This is a genomic window from Pirellulales bacterium (assembly GCA_035499655.1).
In the GTDB taxonomy this organism is placed as follows: domain Bacteria; phylum Planctomycetota; class Planctomycetia; order Pirellulales; family JADZDJ01; genus DATJYL01.
In genome coordinates, this window is sequence record DATJYL010000009.1 from 1 (window position 1) to 12287 (window position 12287).

8 protein-coding genes are annotated in these 12287 nt (G+C 56.1%); 2 read left to right on the top strand and 6 right to left on the bottom strand.

The features are described 5' to 3' along the window. Positions 1-48: 48 nt before the first annotated feature. Entirely contained in the window at positions 49-1869 is a 1821-nt protein-coding gene (gene sppA / locus VMJ32_00500) for a signal peptide peptidase SppA (GenBank protein ID HTQ37474.1), read from the bottom strand. Between the two features lie 690 nt (positions 1870-2559). On the opposite strand from sppA, the gene lexA reads away from it, so the two are divergent. After that, positions 2560-3165 (top strand): transcriptional repressor LexA, encoded by a 606-nt coding sequence (lexA, locus tag VMJ32_00505; protein HTQ37475.1) that lies wholly within the window; start codon positions 2560-2562, stop codon positions 3163-3165. A gap of 130 nt (positions 3166-3295) precedes the next feature. On the opposite strand, the gene VMJ32_00510 is transcribed toward lexA, so the two are convergent. Next, on the bottom strand, positions 3296-4240 hold the full coding sequence (locus tag VMJ32_00510; GenBank protein HTQ37476.1) for a DUF1501 domain-containing protein: 945 nt from the start codon (positions 4238-4240) through the stop codon (positions 3296-3298). Positions 4241-4434: 194 nt separating this feature from the next. Here VMJ32_00510 and VMJ32_00515 point away from each other — a divergent pair, with 194 nt between their 5' ends. Beyond that, positions 4435-6054, top strand: coding sequence for an alpha/beta hydrolase-fold protein (locus tag VMJ32_00515; protein HTQ37477.1), 1620 nt, complete (start codon positions 4435-4437; stop codon positions 6052-6054). 76 nt (positions 6055-6130) lie between these two features. Here VMJ32_00515 and VMJ32_00520 read toward each other — a convergent pair whose 3' ends face one another. From VMJ32_00520 to VMJ32_00535, 4 genes are all read right to left on the bottom strand, one after another. Further along, the gene (locus tag VMJ32_00520) at positions 6131-7966 is read right to left on the bottom strand and encodes a DUF4340 domain-containing protein (protein HTQ37478.1); all 1836 of its coding nucleotides are present in this window, start codon (positions 7964-7966) and stop codon (positions 6131-6133) included. Positions 7967-8043: 77 nt separating this feature from the next. Next, on the bottom strand, positions 8044-8415 hold the full coding sequence (locus tag VMJ32_00525) for a four helix bundle protein (protein ID HTQ37479.1): 372 nt from the start codon (positions 8413-8415) through the stop codon (positions 8044-8046). A gap of 40 nt (positions 8416-8455) precedes the next feature. Continuing rightward, positions 8456-11407, bottom strand: coding sequence for a Gldg family protein (locus VMJ32_00530; protein ID HTQ37480.1), 2952 nt, complete (start codon positions 11405-11407; stop codon positions 8456-8458). 72 nt (positions 11408-11479) lie between these two features. Beyond that, on the bottom strand, positions 11480-12220 hold the full coding sequence (locus VMJ32_00535) for an ATP-binding cassette domain-containing protein (protein HTQ37481.1): 741 nt from the start codon (positions 12218-12220) through the stop codon (positions 11480-11482). Positions 12221-12287 lie beyond the last annotated feature (67 nt).

The window sequence follows — 12287 nt, forward strand, 5'->3', positions numbered from 1 at the left end:
GCTTTTTCATTCGGATTTCGTCATTGGTCATTCATTCGTCATTCGACATTACTTTATTCGCACTTGGTACGGCATCACCAGCACGGCTGGTTCGGAAAAGAGCCTCGCGAATTCTTCCGCTTGCTGGAATTGACCCAGTAACTCGCCAATGGCGCCTGCCACATTGGAAGGCATGAACTTCGCTTCCGACTGCATCAGCGGGCCGCCCAGCAATTCTTCCAAAAACGACCGGGGCTTGGGCAAAATCAGCCGTTCAACTTTCTCGTCGCTCTTGAGTCCCGCCAGCCGCTTGGCTTCGGCCACGGCGTCGTCCAGCGTGCCCAATTCGTCAACCAGTTTGCTCTGCTTAGCCATGCGGCCCGAATACAGCCGTCCGCCGGCCAGCGATTCCAAATCCGCCAGCGGCATATTCCGTCCCTGCGCCGCCTTTTCGGTAAACTGCTTATAACAATCCTTCATCAAGCGGGTGATGACCTCTCGCTCCGAGTCGGAAAACGGCTCGTCCGACGACATCCAGCCGTTGTTTTTGCCGCGGCTGATGCTATCGGTCGACACGCCGATTTTGTCGAACAGCCCCTTCAGCGCCACTTTCCCGCCAACCACGCCAATCGAGCCGGTCAGCGTGCCTGGCTCCGCAAATATTTTCGTGCAACCCATCGAAATGTAGTATCCGCCGCTGGCCGCGATGTCGCCCATGCTAGCCACGATGGGTTTTTTAGATTTAATCCGCGTAATTTCGCGCCACATTAAATCGCTGGCCATGGCCGATCCGCCAGGGCTGTCGACCCGCAGCACAATGGCCGCCACCTTAGGATCGGTTTCCGCCTCCTTGAGCGCCTTAATGATGGTTTCGCTTCCCAGTTTTTCACCGGTCATGCCCCCTTTGCTTTCGCCGGTGTTGATTTCGCCCACGGCGTAAACAATAGCGATCTTCTGGTTAGCACTCACCTTGCCGCGCGGCTCCGATCCAGAAATCAGTTCGAACATCTTCATGAAGCCGGCAAAGCCAGACATATCTTCTTCGTCGAGCTGTTGCTTGCCGTAATCTTCGACCAGGTTCACTTCATCTGCATGCTGTTTCTGCGCCAGGTCCTTGCGGAATTCGTCCAGATAAGCGACTTGATCGATCAGTCCCACTTCCTTGGCGCGCTCCGCAGTAAACAAACCCTCGTCGATTAAATCCTTCACCTTGCCCACATCCAGCTTCCGATCCGCGGCGATCGTGTCCACCAACTGCTGGTAATAATCGTCGACGACTTTCTCCGTCTGCTGGCGGAACTCCGGACTCATTTTGTCGCGCGTCAGCGGCTCGTCCGCCCCCTTGTACGCGCCCATCTGCAGCATGTCAGCCTTGATGCCCAGCTTGTCGAGCAAGTTTTTGAAATACGTGATCTCCAGCCGCACGCCGGCCACCGTCAGCTCGCTGACCGGCGGCATGATGATTTCATCGCAACCGCAGGCCAGCAAGTAGCCTGGGCTGCGGGCTTCGTACAAATCGGCATACACTTTCTTGCCGGCTTTGCGAGCCCGTGCGATAGCGGCCCGCAATTCGTCGACTTTGCCGCGGCCCAGATCGGCATCGTCAATGTGGATGACAATGCCGAAAATTTTGTCGTCGGCGGAGGCTTTATCCATCCGTTCGATAATTTTGCTCAGATTGGGCGAAAGCTCGCCAAAGATGCCCGGCTGTCCGGGCCCTTCGGGATACGATTCGTCGAGCATGAAGCTGGCCAGCGAGAGTTTGGCTTTCGCCTTGTCGGCCGCTTTGTCGGTTTTGTCACTGGCCGATTTATCGTCGGCTGCCCCGGCCAGCCGCCCCGCAATCAATACACAAAACGCCGCCAGGTATGCCGCATGTCGCAATTTCATCGCATCCGTCTCCACAATTGAAAATGAACCGAAATTCGATTTCGCCTAAGGCTGCAGCCAGAACTCTCCGTCGCCGGCCATCTTATTCAGTTTAGTCCTCATCTAAGAATCAAGCTAGCGCGGCTGGACGTGCGGGCCGGCCGAACCCATGAATTCAGCGCCGGTTCGCCCAAAATTCTCAATTAATTCAGTAATTTCGCCCTTTTCAGCGGCAATCGAGCCCCCGCTCCTTTGTTACAATGCGAGGCATGATTTGCGATAACTGCCGTAAACCGTTCCACGGCGAAGGCCACAAACTCGGGCGCGACATGCTCTGCGCTGAATGCTTTCAGGGTATTCGCCAATTTCGGCGCAGACTCAAATTGGCGCTAGTTGTTGGACTGCTGATTGCGGCTGCATTGGTTGTAATCAATTATTGGGTAGGCCCGATTGGCCCATTGCCACCGTGGTATCCCAGACGTTTCTATCCGTAAATATTCGGACAACCTCGCTATTTCTGGGCAAAACCGCCTTCGTCGTACAACTCGACATCCATGAGGATTTGTACAGATTACTGAATTTCTGTACAAAACGCCGGATTTATTCCAAGCTCACTTGACCTGTGAACAAGCGTATATTAAATTTCCATAACCGGTTCGGCAGGGCCGGCGTGGCGATTTACCACAATTTTTCCAATCCAGGGTGGCAAACATGTCGGAAACCGAACAGCTCACCAAGCGGCAAAAAGCCGTGTACGAATTTATCCGCGATAAAATTCGCAACCGCGGTTACGGCCCCACCGTTCGGGAAATCGGGGAACATTTCGACATCGCCTCGCCCAACGGCGTCATGTGCCACCTCAAGGCCCTCGAGAAAAAAGGGCTCATTTCACGCGAACCCAACATGTCGCGGGCCATTCAACTGGAACACGACGAACGGGGGCTCCCACTTTCCGGCCGTGTGGCGGCCGGCGTGATGCACGAAGCCATTGAACAAGACGAGCGGCTCGATTTTGAGGCCGTGTTCAACAACAAGCGCAACAACTTGTTTGCCTTGAAAGTGAGCGGCGACTCGATGATCGACGCCCACATTGACGACGGCGATTTTGTCATCATTCGCCGCCAGCAAACCGCCCTGCCCGGCCAAATTGTCGTGGCCCAAACCCCCGACGGCGAAGCCACGCTGAAGCGATACTTTCCCGAGAAAGCCAAAAAACGTATCCGCTTGCAGCCGGCCAATCCCGACATGGGCCCCATTTACGTGAAAGATTGCCGCATTTTGGGCATTGTTTCCGGCGTGGTGCGAAAAGTGGACTAGAACGGCTAGCAATTAGCGATTAGCAATTAGCAATTAGCCAGCAATCGAAATATTCCGACGATTTCGTCGTCGGACATTGTTTGGCGAATGGATTTCACCGACGACAAAGTCGTCGGCTTGGGCGTTTATCTCAAACCAATTCCGCGATTGGCTCCGCAGTCGGCGGCAAGGAAAGCCCGGGATACAGATGCCGGTAGACCATCGCGATAATATTCCCTGCCCGGTACGGTTGCGTATGCAAGCGGTCCCGCTCGCCGATCGGGCCGGTATCGCCAATCACTTGCCCCATTTTCAACCCGCCGCCGGCAAACAGCACGCTGCCTGATGGCGCCCAGTGATTGCGTCCGCCGTATTCGTTGATCCACGGCGCGCGGCCGAACTCGCCGTGAGCAATAATCAGCACGTCCTTATCCAGCCCGCGCTGATACACGTCGGTAATTAGCGCGTAAAGCAACCGATCGTACGCCGGCAGCTTCTCGCGCAGTTCCTCAAAGATAGACAGTTCCCGCCCCAACACACGGCCGTGGGTATCCCAATCGCCGTGCGGTAACGCTACGCGCTTCACGTCCTGATATTCGATTCGGCCCGGTTCACCCGGCGAATTGGGCAATCCCAACACTTCCACCTGCGCGCCAAATCCGCGCTGGGCGGCGGCTGCCAGTTTTGGATCGTGACAGTCGGTCGTCTCTACGCCGTTGACAATCGCAAACTTGTCGGCAATTTTCGCGTGCAGCGGCAAGTGTTCGCACACCCGAATGCCCGGCACGTTGGTGTTGATCGGCCGGAACTCGCCGCGAATTTCTGCCGGCGCGTCGGGTTTCATGTCGTACATATCTAACTGGCTGGGCCCGCCGGAAAGCACCACATACACCACCGATTTCACGCCGGGCGTTAATTTCAGCAGCGGCTTCGCACCTGGATTCAGCAACCGCTGCGTGGCCGCAACTGCGGGGCGGTGCAAAAACTGCGGCAGCGCCACGCCACCCACGGCCGCCGCGGTGTGCTTGAGAAACTGGCGACGATTGCCGCCGGACTGGGAACCGTGTACAGAACAACCGCCGGTGTGCGCTGGCATGTGAGAGAACTCCCTGTTCTGGCGGACTTTTCGGTTGAAACCAGAGCCGGCCGCTGCATTGCAAGCCGACCGATCAACACGTTGCAATCTAACCCCCGACACCCCACGCCGCAAGATGCCGTCGCCGCACGCCCACATTACCGACAATTCCGGCAGCGGTCCGTCTTGCGTGCTGACTCACCGTGCAGCTTAAAATGAAGGCAAGCGGTGTTAGCCGCCGCTCGCCGATGTCGCCTAGCGATATTTATGGAGAAAATATGCGCCGCGTCGTGCCTAATTTGCACTTCCGCTTAAGCGTTGTGGTTTGGGCCGCGCTGTTGTCGCACGGCGCGCCTGCCGTCGTCTGGGCAACACCTTCGGTTTTTGAAATCACGCTGTCTTCCGCGGTCGCCAAGCAACCGATCACCGGGCGATTGTTCGTATTTACGCAATCTCTGAATAACCCCGGTAGCAGCGGCGTTGATCGCCCGGTCTCGGAACCCCGCCTCGGTCCAAATTGGTTCGCGCCCGAACCTTTTTTCGGACTCGACGTGCGCGATTTTGGTCCCGGCCAATCGCGGCGCATTGACGACGAGGCCGACGGCTTTCCCGATAAGCTATCGAACTTGCCGCCGGGCCGCTATCGCGTTCAGGCGGTGCTGCATCACAACCTCGATGCGGCATTTCCCGGGCGTGGCGAAGGAAACTTTTACAGCCCGACGCAAGAAGTGGAAATCAACGACTCGCAACAAACTTCCCAGGTGGAGCTGTCGCTCGATCACGTTGTGCCGCCTGAGCCCTGGCCCGAGTCGCGCTGGGTGCAGGAAATCGTGCTGCGCAGCCCGAGTCTTAGCGCCTTCCATCATCGCGATGTGCTGGAGCGCTGCGGCGTCGCGCTGCCGGCGTCGTATTACGACCAGCCCGAGCGGCGCTATCCGGTGATTTTTCTGGTTCCCGGCTTCGGAGGCTCCCACCGCGATGCTTTGCAATTTGCCACCCAGCCGCCGACCGCCGAAGAAGGAGAAGAGGAGTTCATCCGCGTATTTCTCACCGGCGACTGCCTGTGGGGACATCACGTGTTTGCCGACAGCGCCACCAACGGCCCGCGCGGCCAAGCGCTAGTTCAAGAATTGATTCCCGAAATCGACCGTCGCTTTCGGACCATCGCCGACCGCAATGCGCGGTTTTTATACGGGCACAGTTCCGGCGGCTGGTCCGTGTTGTGGCTGATGATCAATTACCCGGAGACGTTCGGCGGCGTGTGGAGCATTTCGCCCGATCCGGTCGATTTCCGCGATTTTCAACGAGTGAATTTGTACGCCGACCCGCCGCAAAGCATGTACACCGACGAAGCGGGCAATCGCCGTCCGCTGGCCCGCGCCGGCGATCACGTGGCACTCTGGTACGATTCGTTTGCCCACATGGACGACGTGCTGAAACGGGGCGGCCAGTTGCGATCGTTCGAAGCGGTGTTCAGCCCGTTGGGTCCCGATGGCGAACCGCTGAAATTGTGGGACCGCTCCACGGGCCTGATCAATTCCGATGTCGCCCGCGATTGGCAAAACTACGACATTCGCTTGCAAATCGAAGCCCATTGGCCCAAATTGCAGCCGCTTTTGGCGGGCCGAGTGCACATAACCGTGGGCGACCGCGACACGTTCTATCTCGACGGGGCGGTGCATCGACTGGCCGAATCGCTCAGCCATTTAGGAAGCGACGCCGAAATCAAGTTTCTTCCTGGGCGCGGACACAGCGACTTGTTGACGTCGGAACTTTACCATTCGATTCGCAAGCAAATGAGCGAGCTGTTCCGCCAAGAAAACAAGAGCAATTAGCAATTAACCGGGCAGACCAGCGATATGCTTGCCGGCTAATCGCTAACTGCTAGTTGCTAATCGCTGATCCCCCTGCTCAATTTTGCCCCGTGGCGCCGGGCAAGCCGGGAAGTTCAAACGGATTTTTGGGGATGGCGGCATGACCCGTTTCTTTGCCTTCGGCGGGGGCTTTCTTCTGGATAATGTCGGCCTGGCCCAGATGAATTTTACGGTAGGTGTCGTTTCCCACTACGTAGTACCAATCCGAAAACCGCGCATTCAACTCCTTAGCGCGCTGCTGGCCTGCTTTAATTTTCTCGTCGTACTCGTCTTGCTTGCGCTTGTTTTCCTTTTCGATTCGGTCGCGTTGGGCTTCCAAGGCTTCCAAATCGTCGGTGTCGTCTTTGGACGCCGTTTCGCTGCCCGCTTTGGAGTCGTCTTTTTTCGCGTCTTTTTTGCTTTCGGCCTTCGCGTCGGCTTTTTTGTCCGGCGCATTGGCTTTCGCGCCATCGGCCGGGCCAGACTCCGTTTTTCCGGCCGCTGATTTTTCCGGCGCCTTTTTAATGTCCGGCAACGGTTGCAAATCGGGCTTGGAAATCAGGTCGGGATTGAACTGGGCCATCACCATGATGTACCGGCTCAAGCCGCCGTTTTTTGCCGCTGGATCTTCGCTCCCTTTTTCGGCATCATCGGCCGCCGCCGGTTGCGATTTATTGTCGCCCGCCGCCGCCGCTTTACCGCCGGCGGTTTCCGCTTTTTCCCCCTGGGCGTCTTTCTTTTCGCCGTCCGGCGATTTTTTCTTGTCGGTGTCGCTGCCCGAGTCGATTCCCGCCACTTCGCCAAACCGCAGCACGTATTGGACGCCGTCCTTCATCGAGAGCGTGGCTTCGCCGTCGTTGGAAACAATCTGGAATTGATTGTGCACCAGGGCCGGCAAAAATCCGCGGCGCGCCAAATCACCCATCGCTTCCTCGTGAATTGCCCCCTTCTCGGTCTTCAAGTCGGCGCTAAGTTGCGACGGCTTACGGGCCACGTCGACGATTTTTAAACTTCCCAAGGCCGATTTCAAATCGTTCAATTTGGCCGAGTTGAGTTCTTCGTCCCCCGTCAGTTTAATGTCCGTCGGCTTCCCATCCTTATACTCCTGCAAAGCTTTCAAGTTCCACTTGTTCGTTTTATCGTCGTAAGCCAAATCGATGTCGGCCCGCGGCATCAGGGCCGGTTGAATTTCGCCCGTCGGAGTCAGCTTGTCGGTCACCGAATAATCGTGCAGCTTAATGTCCTCAATGTCCCACGGGTTGAGTTTGAGCAAATCGGTTTCAATCCAATCGGAAAAGTTCGTGCTGAATTTGTCCGCATTCATCTGCACGCGATACACCTGATCCTGACCCGGAACCCGCACAAACCTTAGTTGCGTTTGTGAGCCGGCCAATTCGTCGCTGTGGCTGGGCTTATCTTCCTTGCCGATGATCAGCTTGGCCAGCGCTTTGCCGTTTTCGTCCTCGATCACGACCAGTTTGCCGACCCCTTTTTCTCCAAACTGGTCTTCCGATGTTTTCGGCTCGACCACGCCGTACAGCTCATGATCTCGGGCGTCGTTGCTCACCGGGGCCAAAACTTTTAAATCGACCAGTGCCGCGGCGGCGGAAGCCATTTGTTCCTTGGCATCGGCCGGATAATTTTTATGCGACGGCAGCGACCACACGCCGTTCACTTGCGCCACTTCAAACTCGCGAACCTGGCTGGTGCTTTCGTCAAACGTCACAATCCGCATCCGCTTGGCCTTCAGCGGATCGTCCAAATCCGGAAACAGCGATTTGCCCACAAGTTCGTTGGTTACCAGGGGCGGGGGAACGGGCCGAAACGCCCAGGCCAGCAGCAACACCGCCGCGGCGGCAACGACAAACGAGATGGTTTTAGTGTTTTCGTTCATGGGCGTAAAAAGCGACTAGCGGCTAGCGACTAGCAACTAGCGAAAATGGAAGAAGCATTTGGTTAAGATGCCGGATGTCATTCGTTACGGTTAAGATCAGTTTCGATTTTGCGGATGAACGCGGCGAGCATGCGTTGAACTTCTTTAATCTGTTCCTCAAGCGGCTGATGTTGCTCCGGCTTGAGAAATCCTAAATCTCTTGCCAGCAGTAAATTATTTTCCACTTCGTAGGCGGACCCCACGGCAATTTTCAAAAACTGTCGCAACTCGCCGTCACCGCCACGGCCACAACCTTCGGCAATGTTGGCGCCGATGGAACATGCGGCTCGCGTGATCTGCTTCGATAATTCAAACCTTTCACTCGTCGGAAATGATGCAACCGTCCGGTAAGCAGTTAATGTAAATTGATGGGCCTTCTCCCACACTGCAATCTGTCGAAAATCTCTCATTTGCCCCCGCTAATTGCCAGTTGCTAGCCGCTAGTCGCTCCTATCTCAGCCGCGCTTTGGCAACCCCTTCGCGCTCCTTGGAACGACGATGGAAATAGACAAAAAACGCCACCAGCAGCGGCGGAATCGGCGGCAAAATAACGCTCCACAACTTGTAACTGTCTTGCACGCTATGGACCGAGGTCACCAACTCGCTGCCGGCTTTTTCGATTTGCTTTTCCGCTTCCCGTCGCAAATGCTCTTCCGTAACATCTTTCCGGCGTCCGGCGACTTGCAACTTGAGCGATAAATCGATTCCTTTCTCGCGCAAAACATTGGGATCGGCATTTTCTTGTTGTTGAAGTTTGCTGAGCTCGCTTTCCAACTGATCTTTCGTCTCTTTGTATTCCTGTTCCAACTTATCTTCCTGCTCCTGGCTGGCTTTTTTGTAATCGTTGAGCGCGGTCTCCGTTTTATCACGGGCTTCCTGCGTTTGGGCCACAATCCGCTCCAACGGCCGATGAATAGGGCGCTTGTTTCGCAACTCCACAAACCGCATGTCTCCCGCCAGCACGTCCAGGGCGTTTAGCACAAACGTGACGTTGTCGGTGTCGATTTGCAATTCGCTGTCCGGCGAGCGGCGGGCCCGGCTGTCGAAAAACAGCGACGCCAACATGTCGGCATCGGCCACCAGCACCACGTTTAATCCGTTTTGATTGCCGTTAGCGATGTCGGACGATTTACTTTTGTCGTCCCCCTGCTTTTCTTTAGCATTCCCTTTGCCGTCACCTTTCTCATCCCCCTTGGGATTGACGTTTTTCTGATCGGTGTCGTTTTTGCCGGCTTCCGCTTTGCCGACCGCAGCCTTGTCAGCGCTGGTTTTGGCCGCCGGCTTGGCTGCATCTTCTTCATCTTCACTTGACTTTGGCTTTCCCGTAATCTGCGCCGCCAACACATATTCTTCGTTCGTGGGTGATTCATGGTTCCGGATGTCTGCCGCCGCTCGCGAGGCCAGCAAATCTTTCACCATAATTAACCCGGTGTTGTTGCCGGTCCGCACCAGCGGCTCAAAATTGGTGCTGGCGGCGTTCAGCTTCACCAGGCCGCCGGGCAATGGCAAAATTAAATCTTGCAGCCCGGCCGTGATTGGGTTCTTTTCATTGAGCGGTTCGAACGGATCGGCGGCATGCGGAGCATCTTTGCTGATAAACACGTATTCCGGCGTTAGCTGATCGATGCCCGACAACTTTTCCGGCTTAAAATCTTGCCACACCACGGCGAAATCGCTGTCCAAGTCGCCGAAAATTCCGCGCCGGCTTTTCTGGATCAATTGCACTCCCAGCAAATCCCAAAGTTGCTGGATGTCTCCCTTCGGCTCGGCCGGCGGCTGTTGAAAAGGCATCATGGGGTTTTGCCGGGAACGCCGAGGAATGCCCGTCCCTACGCGTTCCAAGCCCGGCACATAAAACGCCAACGGGTCTTCAAAAATGGCGGTCGGCTGGCCATTCTTCACGGCCTCGATGAAATTCGTCAATTGCGCTTGCGGCAGCGAGGAAGGTTCAACCGCCAGCAGCACGTCGTACTTCTCGGTGATCGGATTCGATGGATCGACGCGCACCACGTCGTACTGCTTGCCCAATTCTTCAATCAACCGTTCGTTGGGGCGTTGCCGAGGCTGGCCACCGCTGAAATCAAACCCGCCGAACAGTTCCGCGTCGGTCTGCAGCACACCCACGCGCTTCCGTTTTTGCTGCGTAATGGTGGCCAGCGAGCGCACCAATTCGTATTCCACCGGCACGCCGCGCTCAAAAAACGGAATGACCATTTTTTCCAGACCACAGGTAATGGCGGCGCCCAGATAAATGTCTTCATTCTTCCACACGCCACGGGATTGCGTGAAGACTTCCTCCGGCGCAATGCCAAATTGCTGCTCGGCGCGTTCGGCTTCTTCGGTAAGCGGTTCGACATTGGCGTGTACGTTCGTGCGAATTTTGCCGCAGGAAAGCTGCGAAAACTCGCGCAGCAAATTCATCAAATCCGCCCGTGTCTGCACAAATTCTTCGGGCACATTGCTGCTAATGAAGGCCTCGATCACGACCGGATGCTGAGGATCCAATCCGGAAATCAGCTTCTTCGTTTCCGGCGCGATCGAATTCAAACGCTCCTGCGTCACATCTGCCCGCAAATTGAGGTTCTGCACCAGCAGGTTCACGCCCACGGCCAGCGCCGCCAGCGCGAGCGCCCGAATCACATAATGGGGCCCCATCGATTTTCCGCCGCGGCCTCCCAGCCAATGCCGCCGGCCAATGAGCACCATGCACAGGTACAGCATTACGACGGCAATCATCAGAAAATAGCAAATCGCCGGCAGGCTGATGACGCCGCGGCCAAAATCACCCATTTCCTCTCCAATGCTCCAACCCTTGGCCGTGGCGGTCCACGACGAGCCGCGCACAATCACGTCCAGCACGTTCAAAAACACCAGCGGCGCATTGAACGCCACGCCCAAAATAAACGCCACGGTCAAATTGCCGGTTAAAAACGAAGCCACCATGCCGATGGCCAGCATCGCGAGGCCAACCATCCAGTAACCAAAATACGTGCCCAACAACAAACCGACGTCAGGCACACCCAGCGTGTTTAGCACCGCCCAATTGCAAAACAGCGAAAACAACAGCGACACGCTGAAAATTGCCACCGCCGCAAAATATTTGCCCAACACTACGTCGATGTCGGCCGCCGGAATCGTCAACAATAATTCATCGGTCCCTTGCCGGCGCTCATCGGCCCAAATGCTCATCGTGATGGCTGGGATGAACACCAACATAATGTACGGGAACCAACGATTCAGTTGATCCAGGTTTGCTAAATTGGCATTGAAAAATTCGTCCGGCCAAAACGCGGAAAACGACCCCAGCAACACGAACACGCAAATAAACACGTAGCCGGTGGGGTTGCTGAAATAGCTGACGAAATTCCGCCGGAAAATCGCTCGAATAACGTGTGGATTCATCGCCTGGTTCAAGTTTCAGGGTTCAGGGTTCAGAATGTTATCAGCCGCTTGCAATTCGGCACGTCCGCCGCTTCACGTCGGCACGGCGGCGGTAAGAACTCGAAATCGTTCGTCCAACGAGTAACCATCTTTAGTCAATTCCGCGGGCGTGCCGTTGTACACCAATCGGCCCTCGTTGATGAACAAGACCCGTGTGGCGATCGCCTCGACTTCCTGCATGATGTGCGTCGAAATCAAAATGGTCTTCTCCCGGCCCAGCCGCCGAATGGTTTCGCGCACTTCGTGAATTTGATTCGGATCCAACCCCGCGGTCGGCTCGTCCAAAATCAATACGTCGGGCTCGTGGAGCAAGGTTTGGGCCATGCCCACGCGCTGCCGATAGCCCTTCGATAATTTGCCTATCGCCTTGCCGATCACCGATTTCAAAGCGCACAACTCGACCACCGCATCAATGCGTTGTTTTTTCCGCTGCGGCGACATTCCCCGGGCGTCGGCAAAGAATTCCAGTAAACTGCGGGGGGTCATGTCCACATACAGCGGACCGTTTTCCGGCAAATAGCCCAGCCGCTGCGAGGCCGCCAATCGATCCCGCGCCATGTCGTGTCCGGAAATTCGCGCCGTGCCTGCCGAGGGGGCCAAATAGCCCGTCAGGAGTTTCATCGTAGTGCTTTTTCCAGCCCCGTTGGGCCCCAGAAAAGCCACCACTTCTCCTTGGTTCACTTGGAACGAAATATCATCGATGGCCGCGAAATCACCGTAGTATTTTGACAATCCCACGGCCTCGATCATGGCCTGTCCGTTGGTGTCGCTCATGCTCCCTCAAACTCCGTTTTCCCCAGAATGCAGCTCTCAAATAATCCAGCTGCTAAATGAACCACAA